17 protein-coding genes are annotated in these 18,000 nt (G+C 64.0%); 5 read left to right on the forward strand and 12 right to left on the reverse strand.

The annotated features are described in order from the left end of the window. Position 1 precedes the first annotated feature (1 nt). The 4 genes from JC607_RS10600 (at position 2) to JC607_RS10615 (ending at position 3,944) form a co-directional block, all read left to right on the forward strand. The gene (locus tag JC607_RS10600; protein WP_198836890.1) at positions 2-1,060 is read left to right on the forward strand and encodes a DUF1513 domain-containing protein; all 1,059 of its coding nucleotides are present in this window, start codon (positions 2-4) and stop codon (positions 1,058-1,060) included. Between the two features lie 488 nt (positions 1,061-1,548). After that, the gene (gene exbB / locus JC607_RS10605; protein ID WP_370584786.1) at positions 1,549-2,622 is read left to right on the forward strand and encodes a tonB-system energizer ExbB; all 1,074 of its coding nucleotides are present in this window, start codon (positions 1,549-1,551) and stop codon (positions 2,620-2,622) included. A 3-nt stretch (positions 2,623-2,625) separates the two neighbouring features. Next, positions 2,626-3,081, forward strand: a complete 456-nt coding sequence (exbD, locus tag JC607_RS10610; protein WP_198836891.1) for a TonB system transport protein ExbD — start codon at positions 2,626-2,628, stop codon at positions 3,079-3,081. Next, positions 3,078-3,944, forward strand: a complete 867-nt coding sequence (locus JC607_RS10615; RefSeq protein WP_198836892.1) for an energy transducer TonB — start codon at positions 3,078-3,080, stop codon at positions 3,942-3,944. Before exbD ends, JC607_RS10615 begins: the two co-directional genes overlap by 4 nt. 65 nt (positions 3,945-4,009) lie before the next feature. Here JC607_RS10615 and JC607_RS10620 read toward each other — a convergent pair whose 3' ends face one another. The 11 genes from JC607_RS10620 to JC607_RS10670 form a co-directional block, all read right to left on the reverse strand. Next, positions 4,010-4,426 carry a PaaI family thioesterase gene (locus JC607_RS10620; RefSeq protein ID WP_198836893.1) on the reverse strand — a complete coding sequence of 139 codons (417 nt, stop codon included), beginning with the start codon at positions 4,424-4,426 and terminating at the stop codon, positions 4,010-4,012. Between the two features lie 98 nt (positions 4,427-4,524). Continuing rightward, positions 4,525-5,526, reverse strand: a complete 1,002-nt coding sequence (locus JC607_RS10625; RefSeq protein ID WP_198836894.1) for a LacI family DNA-binding transcriptional regulator — start codon at positions 5,524-5,526, stop codon at positions 4,525-4,527. Between the two features lie 4 nt (positions 5,527-5,530). Next, a complete protein-coding gene (locus JC607_RS10630; RefSeq protein WP_198836895.1) occupies positions 5,531-6,700 on the reverse strand; it encodes a dihydrodipicolinate synthase family protein in 1,170 nt (389 codons plus the stop codon). Further along, the gene (locus tag JC607_RS10635) at positions 6,697-7,017 is read right to left on the reverse strand and encodes a Dabb family protein (protein WP_198836896.1); all 321 of its coding nucleotides are present in this window, start codon (positions 7,015-7,017) and stop codon (positions 6,697-6,699) included. Before JC607_RS10635 ends, JC607_RS10630 begins: the two co-directional genes overlap by 4 nt. Continuing rightward, positions 7,014-8,612, reverse strand: coding sequence for a GMC family oxidoreductase (locus tag JC607_RS10640; protein ID WP_198836897.1), 1,599 nt, complete (start codon positions 8,610-8,612; stop codon positions 7,014-7,016). The genes JC607_RS10635 and JC607_RS10640 overlap by 4 nt, the downstream gene beginning before the upstream one ends. 24 nt (positions 8,613-8,636) lie before the next feature. After that, on the reverse strand, positions 8,637-9,392 hold the full coding sequence (locus JC607_RS10645) for a 3-ketoacyl-ACP reductase (protein ID WP_198836898.1): 756 nt from the start codon (positions 9,390-9,392) through the stop codon (positions 8,637-8,639). Next, entirely contained in the window at positions 9,389-10,879 is a 1,491-nt protein-coding gene (locus JC607_RS10650) for a GMC oxidoreductase (RefSeq protein ID WP_198836899.1), read from the reverse strand. The genes JC607_RS10645 and JC607_RS10650 overlap by 4 nt, the downstream gene beginning before the upstream one ends. Beyond that, the gene (locus JC607_RS10655; RefSeq protein WP_198836900.1) at positions 10,876-11,988 is read right to left on the reverse strand and encodes an ABC transporter ATP-binding protein; all 1,113 of its coding nucleotides are present in this window, start codon (positions 11,986-11,988) and stop codon (positions 10,876-10,878) included. Before JC607_RS10655 ends, JC607_RS10650 begins: the two co-directional genes overlap by 4 nt. A gap of 4 nt (positions 11,989-11,992) precedes the next feature. After that, on the reverse strand, positions 11,993-12,871 hold the full coding sequence (locus JC607_RS10660) for a carbohydrate ABC transporter permease (protein WP_198836901.1): 879 nt from the start codon (positions 12,869-12,871) through the stop codon (positions 11,993-11,995). Next, complete coding sequence (locus JC607_RS10665) at positions 12,868-13,764, reverse strand: carbohydrate ABC transporter permease (protein ID WP_198836902.1); 897 nt, start codon at positions 13,762-13,764, stop codon at positions 12,868-12,870. The genes JC607_RS10660 and JC607_RS10665 overlap by 4 nt, the downstream gene beginning before the upstream one ends. A gap of 141 nt (positions 13,765-13,905) precedes the next feature. After that, on the reverse strand, positions 13,906-15,159 hold the full coding sequence (locus JC607_RS10670) for an ABC transporter substrate-binding protein (protein WP_198836903.1): 1,254 nt from the start codon (positions 15,157-15,159) through the stop codon (positions 13,906-13,908). A gap of 259 nt (positions 15,160-15,418) precedes the next feature. On the opposite strand from JC607_RS10670, the gene JC607_RS10675 reads away from it, so the two are divergent. Beyond that, complete coding sequence (locus JC607_RS10675; RefSeq protein WP_198836904.1) at positions 15,419-16,477, forward strand: LacI family transcriptional regulator; 1,059 nt, start codon at positions 15,419-15,421, stop codon at positions 16,475-16,477. 5 nt (positions 16,478-16,482) lie between these two features. Here the strand turns inward: JC607_RS10675 and JC607_RS10680 are convergent, their stop codons facing one another. Beyond that, complete coding sequence (locus JC607_RS10680) at positions 16,483-18,000, reverse strand: aldehyde dehydrogenase family protein (RefSeq protein ID WP_198836905.1); 1,518 nt, start codon at positions 17,998-18,000, stop codon at positions 16,483-16,485.

Below are 18,000 nucleotides of genomic sequence, written 5' to 3' on the forward strand. Positions count from 1 at the left end.
AATGGCCACAAGGCGCGGATTTCTGGCGGGGCTGGCCTCGCTGTCGCTTCCCGGGCTCGGCTGGGCGGATGTCGGCAGCCCCGCCTGGCTTGCCGCCGGGAAAGAGGGCGAGGATTATGTCCTTCACGGGCTGCGATCCGATGGCGAAAGCCTGTTTTCCATCCCTTTGCCGGCGCGCGGCCATGCGGCGGCGGCGCATCCGGCGCGGCCCGAAGCGGTGGCTTTTGCCCGCCGCCCCGGTGTCTTTGCCATCGTGCTTGACTGTTTCACCGGCGCCATCCGGCATCGGCTGACCCCGCCCGAGGGGCGGCAATTCAACGGCCATGGCGCTTTTTCCGCCGATGGGGCGCTCCTAATGACGTCGGAAGTGGTGGCCGAAGGTTCGGAAGGGCGGATCGGAATCTGGGAGACGGAGACTTATCGCCGGATCGGCGAATGGCAGACCGGCGGCATCGGCCCGCATGATATGAAACGCCTCGCGGACGGGCGGCTGATCGTCGCGAATGGCGGTATTCAGACCGACCCTTCCGACCGCAGCACGCTGAATCTCGACACGATGCGCTCTAACCTCGCGCTGCTCTCGCCCGAAGGCGAGATCCTCGAGATCGCAGAGCTGGAGCCTGAGCTGCATCAGAATTCACTGCGCCATCTTGCACTTGTGGGCGAGGGCGTCGCGGTCGCGCTGCAATGGCAGGGCGAGCTGTCTGATCCGGTGCCGCTTTTGGCCCGCTGGGAGCCGGGGCGCGCGATCACCCTGTTTGAGGCCGCGCCGGAAGAGATCTACACCATGAAGGGCTATGCGGGATCGATCGCGGCCAATCAGGGGATGATCGCAATTTCATCCCCCAGAGGCGGCGCTGTGATGGTGTTTGGCGAAGACGGCACGCCGCTTGCCACGCATCGGCGGGCCGATATTTGCGGCCTTGCGGCGCTGGATCAGGGATTCGTCGCCTCGGATGGCGGGGGCGGGATCTGGGCGCTTGGCGGGGCACAGGCTCCCCTGCGCGCGCTGCGGCACGGCGCCACCTCCTGGGACAATCACATGGTGCCAATCGGCTGATTTGCCGGGGGTTTCGCCTTTCGCGCGGGTTTCGCTGCACAGCAGCAGCCCAGGGTCTGTGCGGGGGGCGGTTATACTTGACAATTCCACCTGGTATTTCTAAAGCCATTCCTGACCGATCAGGTCGGAATCTGCTGCCTCGCAAGCGCCCCTCTTTCGGAGTGCCAGCCAAACGGTAGCGGGCTGAACAGGTGGAATTCAGGTGGCGGCCCGGTGGGGCAAGGCAACCGGATGGTTCGGATCTCCCTTTCGGAATTCGGGTCTGCGGTTGCAGGACTTGCACGTCATGGGCCCGTCAGGGCGATTGTGGAACGGATTTCTCGGATGATCTTCCCAGGGCGAGACCAGATTGACCGGGTTCTGATATCCACGGCCAGGGTGGCTGAAAAACCGATGGTGGCAAAGGCTGTGCGGGTTGCGCTTTGTGCTTTGGCTGTCACGGGCAGGCCGTCTTCACCCGTCCCCCTTTGCACGAAATGAGACTTCAAGTGGTTGAACCGATGCGCGCGGCACTTCTTTCCCTTCTGATCCTCTCCGGTGGCATGGCTGTCGCGCAGGAAAATACGGCGCCGGTCGTGCCCGATGCGGCGCCGGCGCAATCCGCCGCGCCGGTGACCGAAGGCAGTGCGGTGCCGCCTCTGGTGCCAGATGCCGCGCCCGATGCCCCGGTTGCGCCCGTGACCGAAGAGACCGGTGCCATCGCAACGCCGGACACCGGTGCCGCGACCCCGGCTGTCACGCCGGCAACCGGCGCTGAGACGACCACGAATCCGGCCGCTGACCCCGCCCCCCCTGCTGCCACCGGCGAGGCGGTTCAGCCCGCCGCAGGCCCGGCCGAAGCCGCTCCGGCACCGGCACCGGCTCCGACTCTGGCGGCGGCACTGCCGGTGCATTCGGTCGAACTCGAATCGCTGTTCTGGGATGCTCATGTCATCGTGCAGGCGGTGATGATCGGCCTTGCGATTGCGGCTTTCGTGGCGCTGGTGATCCTGATCCACAAACTGTTTGAATTCGGCTTTGCCTTTGCCTCAATGCGCAAAACCGCGCGTCTGCTGGCCAGCGCTTCAAGCCTCCACGCGGTTGCCGAAGCGGTGGCCGGTCGCAAAGGCCCCTCGGTCGATATGATCCGCGCCGCGGACGAGGAATTGCGCCTCGCCGAGGCCGAGCCCGCGCTGATCCCCGGCACCCGTGACCGCACCGATACCGCGATGTCCCGCATCGAAGCCGGCGCCGCTGCGCGGCTGCGGTCGGGCACCGGGATCCTGGCCTCCATCGGCTCGCTTTCGCCCTTTGTCGGGCTGTTCGGCACCGTGTTCGGGATCATGAACAGCTTTCTCGCCATCGCGCAGTCGAACACCACAAACCTCGCCGTCGTCGCGCCCGGCATCGCCGAAGCGCTGCTGGCGACCGCCATCGGCCTTGCGGCGGCGATCCCGGCGGTGCTGATCTATAACGTGCTGTCCCGCAAACTCGCGAAATACCGCCTGCAGCTGAATGATGTGGCCGCCGCTGCGGCCCGGCTGCAAAGCCGGTCGCTTGACCGCCTGAGCGCGAGGGTCTGAGCCATGGGGACCTCTGTTGGTGGCGGATCGGAAGACGAAGATGCCGAAGTTTCGGAAATCAACGTCACGCCTTTTATCGACGTTATGCTGGTTCTGCTGATCGTCTTCATGGTGGCCGCGCCGCTGTCGACCGTTGACGTGCCGATCAATCTGCCGGGCAGCACCTCAACCCCGGCCGAGCGTCCGGACGAGCCGCTCTGGCTGTCTCTGGGTCTGGACCGGGTGTTGTCTTTGGGCAATGACCCGGTGCCGGGCGGAGGTCTGCGCGCGGCGCTGGATGCCGCAACGGATGGCAATCGCGAGACCACGATCTTTTTCCGCGCCGACAAGGATCTGCCTTACGGCGCGACGATGGAAATTCTCGATGAACTCCGGAATGCCGGTTATCTGAAAGTGGCGCTGGTGGGGCTGGAAGGCGCCCCCGCTGCCGCCGCTCCTGCGCAAGGATCTCAGCCATGACCCAGGAATTGCCCTCTTTCACCCGGGCCCGCTGCCCCGTTCTGCCCTCGCATGTCGGTGCGGGCAAGAGCCGGGCGATGGGCTGGCTGGCCTCGACCTCGATCGCGGCCCTGCTGGTTTCGGCCATTGGGGCACTGGCGATGACCTGGGACAGCGCCGGCATGTCGGCGGGTGAGCAAGAGGCGGCGATCCTGATCAATCTGCCACCGTCCCAGGCCATCGAAGCGATTTCCGAGCCAACCCCGGATGTCACCGACCAGATTGCGTCGGAAGAGATGAAGACGCCGGATATTGAGGATGTGCCCGATACGCCGGAGCTGACCGAAGCCCCGGATGTGCCGGACGACACCCCCGAGATCGAAGAGATCGTCGAGGATATGGCCCCCGAGGTCGATCAGGAACCGCCGCCGAAGCCGGTGGTCGAAGTGCCGAAGCCGAAGGAAAAGCCGAAGAAGAAAGAAAAGCCGAAAGCGGTCAAAAAGGCCGAAAAGCCGAAAGAGCCCGCGAAGGAAAAGCCGAAGAAAAAGGCCTCCGAGTCGCAGGCCGAGGCGAAGGCTTCGAAACAGAAGGCAAGCGCGGCAAGTTCTGCAGGCAGCGGTCAGGCGTCGGCAAAGAAATACGGCGCCTCGGTGATGAAAAAGGTGAGCCGCACCCGCAAAAAATCGGGGGGGGATCGCGGCATGGCGGTTGTTTCCTTTACCATTGCGGATAATGGCAGTCTCGCCAGAGCGAGCATTTCCAGAAGCTCGGGCTCTGCGAAACTGGATGATGTGGCGCTGGATCACATCCGCCGGTCGGCGCCGTTTGACCCGCCGCCCGCCGGTGCCGGGCGCACCTATTCCTTCAAATTCGAGGGCCGGTAGCACCCCGTCATCTTTGTCGCAGAAGGCAGAGCACCCGGAACTGCGAGGCTCCGGGTGTTTTGCTGTCAGGGCTCCAGCACCATCTGGGTCTGGGTGATCTGTGCCGCCAGTTTTCCATCGCCGCGCCGGACCGAGGTTTGCCAGACCTGGGTGCGGCGCCCCTGGTGGAGCGGCTCGGATATGGCGCGCAGGACTTCGCCCAGCACCAGCGGGCGGAAGAAATTCGTCTTGCTCTCGACGGTGGTGGTGCTTTGATCGGGGCGGATCGCGGTGACAGTGCCAAGCCCGCCGAGGATATCCGCCAGTGCCATGATCGCGCCGCCATGCAGCACACCATTGCGGTTCAGAAGGTCCGGCCGCACCGTCAGCTCGGCCTCGACCCGTGTGGCAGTGGCCAGGATCACCCTGAGGCCGATCATCCCGGCAAAGGCGGAAATATCATTGGCCTGTGGCGGGCCGGGGGGCAGGCTATGCTCTGTCATGATCCAGGATCCTGTGCGGCGCCTGCCTCTGTGACAATGCGGACGCTTTTGCCGATGCGGGGGATAGCAGCATGGCCGCCCGGCAGGGGCAAGGGGCCTCAGCCCGCGCTTGAGGCGCGGATCACCAGGTCGACGGGGGTAAGGGTGACCGGCGGCGGCGCGGTCTTTGTCTCAAGCCAGCTGATCAGCTCTGCCGCCATCCGGCGACCAAACCCGGCGATGTCGCAGCGCACCGAACTGAGCGGTGGAAAGGCGTCGCGGCATTCCTCGATATCGTCAAAGCCGACAAGGCGGAAATCAGAGCCGACCTTACGGCCAAGGGCCGCCAGGCCGTTCGTCAGCCCAAGTGCCACGAGGTCGTTGAAACACAATGCGGCATCGACACCGGGGCTTGCATCAAGGATCCGCGCCAGCTCGCGCCCCTGTGCGCGCGACGGGCGGCCGGGCAGGATCAGCGGCGCGATCCCGGCATCGCGCATCACCTGGAGATAGCCCGACATCCGCTCCTGCGTGACCTGGCGCCCCTCGATCCCGCCGGCAAAAGCGATGCGCCTGGCCCCGGTTGCCAGCAGATGTTCAGTCGCAAGCCGGCTGCCGCGTTCATAATCGGGGGCGGCAAACGGGAAGCTCGCAGTCTCTGCATATGCCTTGCGCAGGACCTGCAATGCCGGGATGCCGGCGCGGGCAATCGTGCCGAAGGTTGCCTCTTCCGCGCCATAGGCCGGCGAGATGATCAGCGCCGAGACCCCGTGTTCCAGCATCGCCGCCACCACCTGGGCCTGCAGGCCTGGATCTTCGTCGGTATTGGCGAGCACCGTCGCATAGCCCCGCGCGGATAAAGCCATCTGCGCCGAGGTGGCGAATTCGGTGAAAAACGGGTTCCTCAGATCGTTGATCACCAGCCCCACCAGCCCCGCATTCGACTGTCTGAGCATCGCGGCGGAACGGTTATAGACATAGCCGAGATCGGCCATGGCGCGCCGCACCTCCTCGCGGGTCTGGTCACGCACCAGCGGGCTGTTCTGAAGCACCAGGCTGACGGTCGATTTCGACACGCCTGCCAGGCGTGCGACATCAATGATCGTCGGCCTCTTCTCCATCACATCAGCCCTGTTCTATGCCATGCAGGCGGCACAAAAGCGCCATGCGCTCTGTCGCCAGATCCGGCTGTGCCAGAAGACCGGCCTGATCCGCAAGCCGGAAGACTTCGGCAAAATGGGCAATGCTGCGTGAGGACTGAAAGCCCGCGGGCATGATGAAACCGGGCTGATGGCCGTTCACCCAGGCGAGAAAGGCGATACCGGCCTTGTAGTAACGGGTTGGCGCGCGGAAAATCTCACGGCTGAGCGGCTCTGTCGGGGTCAGCAGGCGGTGATATTCCGCGTGATCGCCTTCCGCCAGCGCTTCCAGCGCCTGGGCCGCTGCGGGGGCGATGGCGGCGAAAATGCCGAGAAGCGCATGGGAATGATGGGTGCCGTCGCCCTCGATCAGCCGGGCATAGTTGAAATCATCCCCGGTATAGAGGCGGACACCTGGCGGCAGGCGGGCGCGAAACGCTTCTTCATGCGCCTGATCCAAAAGGGAAATCTTTATCCCGTCGACCTTGCCGGGGTTTTCTGCAATCAGGCCGATCACGAAATCCGAGGCCTCGGCCACTGTCGCGCATCCCCAATAGCCCGCGAGTCCAGGGTCGAACATCTCGCCCAGCCAGTGCAGGATCACCGGCTCTGCCGCCTGGTCGATCAGCCGGCGGTAGATGCGGTGATAGATGTCAGGCGTGGCGCCGAGTGCGGGGAGCGCCTTTGTCGCCATCAGGATCGCCTGCGACCCCGTTGCCTCCAGCGCCTCGCATTGCTCAGTATAGGCACCGAGGATCGCATCCGGCGTGGTCAGATCAGCCAGCGCCTTGTGATCGGTACCGGCACCCGAGGCCACGCGCGGGCGCAGCGGATGCGCTTTCGCCTCGCGCATGGTGCGGGTGATCAGCTCTTTCGCGGTCAGCCAGTCCACCCCCATGCCGCGCTGTGCGGTGTCCATCGCTTCGGCGAGGCCGAGCCCCTGATCCCAGAGGAAATGACGGAATTTCAGCGTGCTGTCCCAGTCGATAGCGGGGCGGCCCTCCCAGGGGTCGCGCTCGGCGAGCGGGGCCGAGACCACATGTGCGGCGGCAAAGGCGGTGCGCGCGAGCGGGCGGCGCGGCGCGCGCGGGATCAGCGGCGCGCCGGTGAGGCGGTAGCGCGCCAGCCCTCCGGCAGGGGTGGGAAGGGTGATCATGCGCCTGCTCCGCAATCGAGGTCGAAGACGAGGATGCCGTCGAGCCCGCCAATGGCCGCCGCGACCAGCCTTGCGCCAAGGGCCCGGTGATCAGGATGGGCCTGATAGGCGGCCAGCGCCGCCCAATTGTCAAAATCGATGGTGAAGCCATGCAGATAGCCGCGCTCGATCTGTTCGGGGCTTTCCGAGCGACCGGCATGGATCGCGCCGATCCCGGCGACCTGGTCGCGGATCGGATGCAAAGCGGCAAACAGCGCGGCGATCTCTGCTTCGCTTATGGTTTCGCGAAAGCGGATCAGGACGATATGGCGGATCATGGGGTGGCTCCTTGCAATCCGTGGGAGGCGCGGATCATGTCGGCGGCTTTCTCGGCGATCATGATGGTGGCGGCATTGGTGTTTGATGAGACCAGGCGCGGCATCACCGAGGCATCGACCACCCTGAGTGCTTCGATCCCGTTGAAGCGAAGCTGCGGGTCGACGACGGCTTCTGGGTCGGTGCCCATGCGGCAGGTGCCCGCCGGGTGGTGGTCGGTTTTGGCATTGCGGCAGGCATAGTCGAAGTAATCCCGGTCGCTTGTGACCCCCGGCCCCGGCAGACGCTCGGCCAGCACGAAGGGTTTCAGCGCCGCCTGGGCCATCATCTCACGCGCGAGCTTCAGCCCCTCGACCGACATCCGGCGGTCATAGGGGTCGGCCCAGTAATTCGGATCGATCAGCGGTGCGGCCAGCGGATCGGCCGAGGCCAGCCGCACCGTCCCGCGCGAGCGCGGGCGCAGGAAGGCGGAATTCAGCGTGACGCCGCCCTGGGGCATGGCCGCAACCCCGGCCTCGATCCCCGAGCCAAGACCGAGATGGAACTGGATATCGGGCGAGCGCGCCGCCGGATCGGCATACCAGAAGCCGCCGGTCTCGAACAAAGACGAGGCGACGGGGCCGCGTTTCGTCAGGAGATATTGCAGCCCGGCCAGGGCCGACCAGAGCGGTTTTGCATAGCGGTCATAGGTATGCGGGCCGCTGCATTCGGCGATGACAAAGAGGTCGAGATGGTCCTGGAGATCGGCGCCGACACCGGGCTGATCCAGCGCCACCGGGATCCCGAGGCTTTGCAGATGATCTGCCGGCCCGACCCCCGAAAGCTGCAACAGCCGGGGCGAGCCGATGGCGCCGGAACTGAGGATCACCTCGCGGTCGGCGCGCAGGGCGCCGCTTGCGGTCTCGACCCCCACTGCGCGGCCGCGCGCGATCATCAGGCGCAGCACCTGGATCCCGGTCCGCACGGTGAGATTGGCCCGCCCCCGTGCCGGGCGCAGATAGGCGGTCGAGGTCGAAGATCGCCGCACATTGCGCTGCGTCAGCTGATAATAGCCCACGCCGTCCTGGACCTCGCCGGTCATATCGGGGTTGAACGGGATGCCCATTTCCGCGCAGGCGCGAAACCATGCCTCGCAGATCGGCAGGGGGGCTGCGGGTTTCGATACGCCGAGCGGGCCGCCCTTGCCATGCCAGCGATTGTCAAAGCTGTCATTGTCTTCGGCCCGGCGAAAATACGGCAGCACATCCTCGTAAGCCCAGCCCTCACAACCGAGCTGACGCCATTCATCGTAATCCAGCGCATTGCCGCGCGTGTAGATCTGCGCATTGATCGACGAGCCACCGCCCAGCACCCTGCCTTGTGTATACCGGATCTGCATCCCGTTCATGTGGCGCTGCGGCACGGTCTGCCAGCCCCAGGACCCGATGCCTTTGGTCATCTTCGCAAAGCCCGCCGGCAGATGGTAAAACGGATGCCGGTCGCGGGGGCCCGCCTCGAGCAGCAAGACCCGGGTCGCCGGATCCTCTGACAGACGTGCCGCCATCACCGCCCCCGCCGAGCCGCCGCCGATGATGATGAAATCGAAATTTTCTGACATATCAGACCTCTGAAGGCGGGGTTCTTACAGACGGGGCAGGGAAAGGCCGCCATCGACGGCGATCACCGATCCGGTGGCAAAGCGCAGCTGTCCGGTCACGATGGGCAAAAGGGCCGCCGCGATATCCGCGGGCGCCCCCCAGCGGGCGGCAGGGACAAGCCCCGCATTGATGCGGGCCGTGTATTTGTCGCGCACCCCTTCGGTCATAGGCGTGGCGATGATACCGGGGCGCAGCTCGAACACGCCGATCTCTTCGGGGGCGAGGCGCAGCGCGAAATTCCTTGCCATCATCGAGGCGCCAGCCTTCGAAATGCAATATTCCGCACGTTCGGGGCTGGCCATTTCCGCCGAGACCGAGGTGATGAAACAGAGGCTGCGATAGTCTTTCGCGCGCCGTTTCAGCATCCGCCGCGCCACTTCCTGGGCGAGGAAAAACGCGCCGCGCAGATTGACCTCATGGCAGCGGTCAAAGCTCTCCGGGCGCATATCAAGAAGGTCGCCGCGTGTGATCGCCGGCACCCCGGCATTCGAGATGAATGTGGTCAGGGCGCCCCCGGCCTCGACCTCGTCCATCAGCGCCGGGATGGTTGCAATATCGCGCAGGTCATGACGCAGATAGCGGGTGCCGGCGGGCAAAGCCGCCAGCGCCTCCTGCACCGGACGCGAGGTCTCGGGCGCCTCGGCTGCGAGCGTCAGGCGAAAGCCCGCCTGGCCAAGTGCGGTTGCAATGCCAAGGCCGATGCCCTGCTGCCCGCCGGTGATCAGCGCGTGACAGCTCATGCCGCCCGCCTTTCCGTCAGATGCGCGCCAAGCCGCAGCGCCAGCGCCGCGATGGTCAGCGATGGGTTCACCGCCGCCGAGGTCGGCAGGACCGAGGCATCCGCGATATAGAGATTGTCGAAGTCATGCGCCTTCAGGTCGGGATCGACCACCGAACCGCGCGGATCTGCCCCCATCCGGCAGGTGCCGCATTGATGGCTGGGGGTGCGTTTCCCGAACTCTTTGGTGAAGACAATCGGCCAGCCGGCGCGGCGCAAAGCGGTTTTCAGACGCTGGCTCAAAAGGCCGTGAGCAGCCATGTTTGATCGTTCCCATTGCAGATGGATTTGCCCGCCACGCCATATCACCCGCGATTCCGGTTTCGGCAGATCCTCTGACATCGTCATCATATGGACGGAATGATCGGCGATGAAGCCGGCCAGCCGGCGCGGCAGCCCGCTTTCCGCCGCGAGGATCGGCCCGGTCACGCGCCCCAGCATCTGGATATTGCCCAATGGGGTGCCGCCCTGGCCGCCGGTCAGATACCAGTCATTGAGCTGGATGGTCTTTGCATAGACCGAGGTATTGCGGCGCAAAGGGTTGAAGCCGATCACCGCCGAAAGATTGTGGTTCATGAAATTGCGCCCGACCTGGTCGGAGCTGTTGGCAAGCCCCGCCGGGCTGGCGCTGTCCGCTGAGGCGAGCAGCAGTGCCGCCGAGACCACCGCCCCGGCGCAAAGGCAGATCAGCGGCGCCGAAAGGGTCAGTCTCTGGGCCTGGTGCGTCAGTTCGACCCCGGTGACCTTGCGGTTTGCGGCCAGCAGCCGCGTCACCCTGGCGCCGGTCATCAGGGTGACATTGGGGTATTTCAACGCCTCTGCCAGCGCGCAGGTCTCGGCATCCATCTTGCCGCCACGGGTATTGGGAAAAGCATCCCATGTGGTGGCGCCGCCTTGGAGCCATGTCCCGATATCAACGCCGAGAGGCAGCGCGGCGGGGTGCAGCCCCTGGGCCTGAAACGCCCGGCGCAGCGCGGTAATGGTCGGCTCGTCGGGGACCGGCGGGAAGGGCAGGGGGGCAGAGCGCGGCGGCTCGGTCGGGTCCTGGTCTGCCGCGCCCCTGACCTGATAGAGTGCCTCGGCCATGGAATAGTAACGTTCCAAATTTTGATAGGCAAAAGGCCAGCCGGGCGTCAGCCCCTCCATATGCCGCAAGGGCGCGAAATCGACCTCGCGGTAGCGCATCAGCACCGCGCCGTAGAATTTGGAATTGCCGCCGGGATGATAATAGTTGCCGGGGTTGAACCTGCCCCCGGCCGCGTCAACCCACATCTCATCGGGGCGGAAATACCCGTGGCGAAAGATCGCCTCGGGGTCACGCGCCTCGGGGCAATCCTTTAAAGCCTCGCCCCGCTCGAGGATCAGCACCCGGGCCCCCGAAGGCGCCAGGGCGCTTGCGAGTGTCGCGCCGCCGATCCCGGCCCCGATGATGATGATATCGGGGCTCATACCTGAATCCGATCTCCGGTTTTCGGATCAAAGGCCACTGCCTTTTCCATATTCACCGCGAAGTCAAAGGCCTGATGGGCGTGGACATCAGCATCCGCACGCATCCGCGCGATCACATCCTTGCCCGAAAGGGTCATGGTCACGAAGGTGTCGGCGCCGGCGGGTTCGGTCACGGTGACCATATTGTGCAAGGGCTGCACATTATGCGAATTGCGGTCGGCGCCTTCCGGGTCGGTGATCGCCTCGGGGCGGATGCCAAGAAGGATATCGCGCCCGTCCCAGGCCGTATAATTGCCCGAGGAAAACCCAAGGCGCAGCGGTTTGCCGGCGGCGTCGGTGATTTCGGCCCAGGCACGGCCCTGGTCCACCGCCAGTTTTGCGGGGATGATGTTCATCGCCGGAGAGCCCATGAAAGTTGCGACAAACAGGTTCGCCGGGCTGTCATAAATCTCTTTCGGGGTGCCGAGCTGTTGCACATAGCCCTTGTTCATCACCGCGATCCGGGTCGAAAGCGTCATCGCTTCGATCTGGTCATGGGTGACATAGACGATGGTGCGTTTCAGTTTGTGATGCAGCTTTTTGATCTCGGTCCGCATGTCGACCCGCAGTTTCGCGTCAAGGTTCGAAAGCGGCTCGTCAAAGAGGAACACATCCGGGTCGCGCACCAGGGCGCGGCCCATGGCAACCCGCTGGCGCTGGCCACCGGAAAGCTGGCCGGGTTTGCGGTCGATGAGATGGTCGATCTGCAAGAGCTTTGCCACATCGGCCAGCGCGCGGTCGCGTTCGGGCTTTGGCGTGCCGTGCATCTCCAGCCCGAAGGTGATGTTCTGGCCGACCGTCATATTCGGATAGAGCGCATAGCTCTGGAACACCATCGCGATATTGCGCTTTGACGGGTGGACGCCATTGACCACCCGGTCTTTGATCGCGATCTCGCCGCCCGAGATGCTCTCAAGCCCCGCGATCATGTTCAGAAGGGTGGATTTGCCGCAGCCCGAGGGGCCGACCAGGACAAGAAACTCGCCCTCTTCAACCGAGATGTCGACGGTGTGCAGCACTTTGACCGCGCCGTAGCTTTTGGTGACGTTTTTGATGTCGAGAAAGCCCATGGCATCAACCTTTGACAGAGCCCGCCATCAGGCCACGCACAAAGTAGCGGCCCGCGACGATATAGACGATGAGGGTGGGGATGGCGGCAAGGATCGCGGCGGCGAAATGGACGTTGTATTCCTTCACGCCGGTCGAGCTTTGCACGAGGTTGTTCAGCGCGACAGTCATCGGCTGGGTGGTGCCGCCGAAAGAGGCGCCGAACAGGAAGTCGTTCCAGATATTGGTGAATTGCCAGATCACACAGACCACGGCGATCGGGCCCGAGACCGGCAGCATGATGCGCCAGAAGATGCGGAAGAACCCGGCCCCGTCGATCTGGGCTGCGCGGACCAGCTCGGTCGGGAAGGCCGCGTAGTAGTTGCGGAAATAAAGCGTTGAGAAGCCGAGGCCATAGACGACATGGACGAGGATCAGGCCGGGAACCGATCCGGCCAGCCCCAGCATCCCCAGCACCCGCGCCATGGGGATCAGCACGATCTGGAACGGGATGAAGCAGGAAAACAGCATCAGCCCGAAGATGATCGTATCGCCCTTAAAGCGCCATTTCGTCAGGATATAGCCATTGATCGCGCCGAGGATGGTCGAGATCGCGACCGCCGGCACCACCATCAGGATCGAGGTCAGGAAGTAGGGTTTAAGCCCTGTCGCCTGCACGCCGATCTGGGCGGTGGACCAGGCCGAGCGCCAGGGATCGAGCGTCCATTCATTCGGCAGCGACATCATATTGCCGCCGGTGATCTCGGAGAGAGGTTTGACCGAATTGATCCCCATCACATAGAGCGGCAGCAGATAGAACAGCGCGAACAAGAGCAGGATCAGATAGATGAAAGTGCGGGTGATGCGCCCGGTCGAGACGGCGGTGTCCTGGGTCGCGACGCTCATTCCTTCTTCTCCTTCAGTTCGGAGTAGAGATAGGGGATCATGATCGCGGCGATGGTCATCAGCATGATTACGGCCGAAGAGGCGCCGACGCCCATCTCTTTGCGGGTGAAGGTATAGGAATACATGAAGGTTGCGGGCATCTCGGTGGCGCGGCCGGGGCCGCCGCCGGTCAGGGCGATGACAAGGTCGTAGGACTTGATCGCCAGATGGGCGAGGATGACGAAGGCCGACAGAAAGGCCGGGCGCAAAAGCGGGATCACGATGCGGCGGTAGAGCTGCCAGTTCGAGGCCCCGTCGATCTGTGCCGCTTTCAGGATTTCATTGTCGATGCCGCGCAGGCCGGCCAGAAACATCGCCATTACAAAGCCCGAGCTCTGCCAGACCGCCGCGATCACGATTGTATAGATCGCCATGCTGTTCGACTTGATCCAGGTGAAGGAAAAGCTCTCCCATCCCCATTGATGCATGACATGTTCCAGCCCGATGCCGGGGTCGAGGAACCATTTCCAGGCGGTGCCGGTGACGATGAACGAGAGCGCCATCGGATAGAGGTAGATCGGGCGCAAAACGCCTTCACCGCGGATCTTCTGGTCGAGGAAGATCGCCAGCATCAGCCCGATGGCCGTGCAGATCACGATGTAAAGCGTGGCGAAGATCGCGATGTTTTTCAGCGCGACATGCCAGTGGGGCAGCGAGAACAGCCGGACATAGTTGGAAAATCCGACGAAATCCCAGCTCGGCAGCATTTTGGAACTGGTGAAAGACAACACCACCGTGAAGAGGATGAAGCCGTAGACGAAAAACAAGGTCACCGCGACGGATGGGGCGAGAACCAGCTTCGGCAGCCAGTCCTGCAATCTCGTGCGGAAATCGGCCTCGGATGCAGATGCCATTTCCCCTCCCTATTCCCCGGTTGCGGGGCGATCGCGCCAGGGGCGCGACAAAAATTTACGTAAATTTTTGAGCAAATTCCTGTTCAGGAATTTGTGGCGCGGGCGGTGTCCGCCCGCACCGGGATCGAAACGCGGGCGAGATTACTGCGCGGCCGCGACCGCGTCCTTCAGGGCAGTGGCGGCAGAGGCACCATCGGTATATTCGCCATTGAAGACGGCGGTGATCACATCATAGGTCGCGTTTTTCACCGCAGCCGGCGCACCATAGCCATGCGCCATGGACCCGAACAGCGTGCCGTTGGTATTGGCTTCGGCGAGATCCTTGATGCCCTTCTTGCCGCAATCATCGAAATCGGTATCCGGCACATCGGTGCGCGCCGGGACCGAGCCCTTGACCACGTTGAAGGCCGACTGGAAGGTCGGGCTTTCAATGGCCGAGGCCATCGCCAGCTGCGCTTTGACCTTTTCCTCGCCCTTTACCTTGAACATCGCGAACTGGTCGGCATTAAAGGTCACCGCACCCTGCGTGCCGGGGAAGCGGATACAGATAAAGCCTTCTCCTGGCTTTTGTCCGGCTTTCAGGAATTCGCCCTTGGCCCAGTCGCCCATGACCTGCATGCCCGCTTCGCCATTGATCACCATGGCTGACGCCAGGTTCCAGTCGCGGCCCGAGAAATTGTCATCGACATAGCTGCGCAGCTTGATCAGCTGATCGAAAGCCGCTGCCATCTTCTCGCCGCCAAGCGCTTCGGGGTCGAGATCGATAAAGGCCGCCTTGTAGAAATCATTGCCCTGGGCCAGCACGAGGCTGTCGAAAATCGTCGCATCCTGCCAGGGCTGGCCACCATGGGCCAGAGGCGTGATGCCGTTTTCCTTCATCTTGTCGAGAACCGCGATCAGCTCGTCCCAATTGGTCGGCTCGCCGAGACCGGTCTTGTCCAGCGCCGCTTTCGAGATCCAGACCCAGTTGGTCGAATGCACATTGACCGGCGCCGCGATCCAGTGGCCGTCATGTTTGGAAAACGCCTGGAGTGCCGCCGGGATCACCTTGTCCCAGCCCTCGGGGCCCGCGACCGCGTCGAGATTGCCGAGCACGCCCTGTTCGGCCCAGTCGGTGATGTCAAAGCCCAGCATCTGCACGGCAGTCGGCGGGTCGCCTGCGGTCACACGCGCTGAAAGCGCGGTCATCGCCGCCTCGCCACCGCCGCCTGCGACCGGCATGTCGACCCAGCCGATGCCCTGCTTCGCAAGATCCTCTTTCAGCACGTTCAGCGCCGCCGCCTCACCGCCTGCGGTCCACCAATGCAGCACTTCCACATCTTCCGCCGCCGCCATTGAGGCGAGGCCGAAGGTCAGAGCCAGCGCCGAGACCATCCCCTTTGTCATCTTCCTCATCGCATCCTCCCAGATGTTAAGCCCCTTGCGGGAACGGATTATTGAAACGTTACAATATGGCTGCCCGTCAACTGTTTCTTTCTGCCGCTCCATATTGCTGCAATGCAGAAAAATAAGCGTGTTTTGCGCTATGATGCGGAAATACCGCGAAGTTTCCCAGGTTCAGTTCTTCTGTTGTATCGTTGCATTTTTTTGTCATACTCCGGGCCCACGCCACGGCAACACGCCCCGGCGTGTCCGCCCCCGCACATGCCCCGGAGTGAAGCCCCTGACCGACCGTCCATCCACTCCTGCCGATCCGCTGTTGCGCCGCGCCGGTGGCCGGGCAAAAGCCCGCCCGACCCTGCGCACCATTGCGGCCGAGACCGGGCTGGCGGTCACCACCGTGTCGCGGGCTCTGGCGCTGGACCCGCAGATCAAGGCCTCGACGCGTGATCTGGTCAGGGCAGCGGCAGACCGGCTTGGCTATGTGCCTGATCGCGCGGCACAAAGACTGCGCACCGGGCGCACGCGGGTGGTGCAGCTGGTGCTGAACCTCGACCATGAATTCCTCGGCTTCACCCATGAGCTGATCGGCGGCCTGTCTGATGCGCTGACGGGCACCGGCTATTCCGTGACGATCTTCCCCGATATCCTCGGCAGCGACCGGCTGTCCTCGGTCCGCCGTATCGTCGAGGCGCGGCTGGGCGACGGCGTCATCTTCAACCGGACCGAGCCCTTTGACCCGCGGGTGCGCTACCTGCTGGAACAGGGTTTTCCCTTTGTCAGCCATGGCCGCACCGAGTTTTCCACCCCCCACCCCTGGGTCGATTACGACAACGAAGCCTTCGCCCGTATCGCGGTCGAGCGACTGATCGCCCGGGGCCGCAAACGCCTGATGATCGTGCTGCCACCGGCGAATTTCTCTTTCGCGCAGCATCTTCGCTGGGGGGCTGTGGCGGCGGCAAAGGCGGCGGGCATCAGCTGCGAGATTCCCGAAGCGATCAGCCTCGACACTTCCGCGGCTGAGACCATGGCCTGGCTGCGCCAGCGCCTGTCGCAGCCGGACCGCCCCGATGGTATCATCGGCGTGGGCGAGGTCTCGGCCATGGCCGCGCTGGCCGCGATCAGCGATTGCGGGCTGGTGCCCGGGCGCGAGATCGATGTCGTGGCCAAGCGCGCCTCGGCGATTTTCGATCTGATGCGGCCCCGGATCGACACGATGGTCGAAGATCTCCGCCTTGCCGGGCGCAGCATGGGCGAGATGCTCTTGCGCGCGATGGCGGGCGAGGAGCCATCGCGCCTTCAGGTCCTGCATCAGCCGCTGGTCGATTTCTGACCGCATCAGCGCACCCAGTTCGCCCGCGTGCGGCCAATGCGCATGACCACCGATTTCGGTTCCAGATATTCCTCAAGCCCGTAGCGGCCGTTTTCACGGCCCAGGCCCGATTGTTTCATGCCGCCGAAGGTGACTTCGGGGAAGCCATCCATCCAGGTATTTGTCCAGATCGTGCCGGCTTCGACGCGGCGGGCGAAGGCGAGACAGATATGGACATTCTCGCTCCAGACCCCGGCAGAGAGCCCATAGCTGCCGTCATTTGCCAGCGCGATGGCCTCGTCGAGCGTGCGGAAGGTCTGGACGGCGAGAACCGGACCGAAGACCTCTTCGCGGGCGATGGCCATGTCGGGGGTGACGCCGGTGACGATGGTCGGGCCGTAGAAATCGCCGCTGAGCCCCGGGATGGAGATTGCTTCGCCACCCATCGCAAGCTGCGCGCCGGCTTTGATCGCCTCTTTCACATAGAGGTCGATCTTGCCCAGATGCGCGGGCGAGACGATGGCGCCGACCTGGGTTGCCTCGTCCAGCGGGTCGCCAAAGGCGACACGCCGCGAGAGTTCGGCAACTTTGGCGGTAAAGGTTCCGGCGATGTCTTCATGTACAATGATCCGGCTGCCGGAATTGCAGCATTCGCCGGCGTTGAAATACACACCAAAGGCTACGGCATCGGCGGCAGCGTCGAGATCGGCATCGGGGAAGATCACCTGCGGGTTCTTGCCGCCCAGCTCCAGCGCGACCTTTTTGAGCGTAGCTGAGGCCGCCGCCTGGATCGACCGCCCCACCAGCGTCGAGCCGGTGAAGCTGATCATATTCACCTCCGGGTGCGAAGCCATCAGGCTGCCCACCGGCTCGCCATGGCCCAGCACGATATTGACCACCCCCGGCGGCAGGCCCGCCTCGATCAGGATCTCACCGAGGATCACTGTGGTCGAAGGGGTGATTTCGGACGGTTTCACCACGCAAGAGCAGCCCGCAGCCAGCGCGAAGGGGAGCTTTTGACCAAGGATCCAGAACGGGAAGTTCCAGGGCGTGATGATCGAGACCACGCCGATCGGTTCTTTCAGCACCATGGCCAGCATATCGGGGCCAAGGCTGTTATGGCTGTCCCCATGCAGCGTGCGCGCCAGCGCTGCTGCATAGCGCCAGAGATCGGCGGCGCCCGAGACCTCGCCCCGCGCCTGGGCGATGGGCTTGCCGGTCTCGAGACATTCGAGCAGCGTCATCTCGTCGACGCGCGTGGCGATCAGATCGGCGACGCGGATCAGGACTGCGGCGCGGTCTTTACCGGAAAGCCGCGACCAGCGTCCGTCGTCAAACGCCGCCCGGGCCGCCCGGATCGCGGCCTCGGTTTCCGCATGGCCGCCCTTGGCATGGCGGCTGACGAGGGTGCCATGGGCGGGGGAGTGGCGCTCGAATTGATCCGCGCTCTCATGCCAGGTGCCGTCGATCAGGTGGCGGCCATGAAAGGGCAGGGCGGAAAGGTCGGCTGTTCGCACGGCGGGGATCAGGGTCAGGTCTTGCAT

Source organism: Paracoccus sp. IB05 (genome assembly GCF_016405985.1).
Taxonomy (GTDB): domain Bacteria; phylum Pseudomonadota; class Alphaproteobacteria; order Rhodobacterales; family Rhodobacteraceae; genus Pseudogemmobacter.

Bases quoted from the DNA above. Each gene is read 5' to 3' on its own strand.
- JC607_RS10615 (WP_198836892.1), top strand. From the start codon at position 3,078: ATGACCCAGGAATTGCCCTCTTTCACCCGGGCCCGCTGCCCCGTTCTG.
- JC607_RS10625 (WP_198836894.1), bottom strand. From the start codon at position 5,526: ATGGAGAAGAGGCCGACGATCATTGATGTCGCACGCCTGGCAGGCGTG.
- JC607_RS10665 (WP_198836902.1), bottom strand. From the start codon at position 13,764: ATGGCATCTGCATCCGAGGCCGATTTCCGCACGAGATTGCAGGACTGG.
- JC607_RS10630 (WP_198836895.1), bottom strand. From the start codon at position 6,700: ATGATCACCCTTCCCACCCCTGCCGGAGGGCTGGCGCGCTACCGCCTC.
- JC607_RS10635 (WP_198836896.1), bottom strand. From the start codon at position 7,017: ATGATCCGCCATATCGTCCTGATCCGCTTTCGCGAAACCATAAGCGAA.
- JC607_RS10620 (WP_198836893.1), bottom strand. From the start codon at position 4,426: ATGACAGAGCATAGCCTGCCCCCCGGCCCGCCACAGGCCAATGATATT.
- JC607_RS10650 (WP_198836899.1), bottom strand. From the start codon at position 10,879: ATGAGCCCCGATATCATCATCATCGGGGCCGGGATCGGCGGCGCGACA.
- JC607_RS10660 (WP_198836901.1), bottom strand. From the start codon at position 12,871: ATGAGCGTCGCGACCCAGGACACCGCCGTCTCGACCGGGCGCATCACC.
- JC607_RS10640 (WP_198836897.1), bottom strand. From the start codon at position 8,612: ATGTCAGAAAATTTCGATTTCATCATCATCGGCGGCGGCTCGGCGGGG.
- JC607_RS10680 (WP_198836905.1), bottom strand. From the start codon at position 18,000: ATGCAAGACCTGACCCTGATCCCCGCCGTGCGAACAGCCGACCTTTCC.
- exbD (WP_198836891.1), top strand. From the start codon at position 2,626: ATGGGGACCTCTGTTGGTGGCGGATCGGAAGACGAAGATGCCGAAGTT.
- JC607_RS10645 (WP_198836898.1), bottom strand. From the start codon at position 9,392: ATGAGCTGTCACGCGCTGATCACCGGCGGGCAGCAGGGCATCGGCCTT.
- JC607_RS10655 (WP_198836900.1), bottom strand. From the start codon at position 11,988: ATGGGCTTTCTCGACATCAAAAACGTCACCAAAAGCTACGGCGCGGTC.
- JC607_RS10600 (WP_198836890.1), top strand. From the start codon at position 2: ATGGCCACAAGGCGCGGATTTCTGGCGGGGCTGGCCTCGCTGTCGCTT.
- JC607_RS10670 (WP_198836903.1), bottom strand. From the start codon at position 15,159: ATGAGGAAGATGACAAAGGGGATGGTCTCGGCGCTGGCTCTGACCTTC.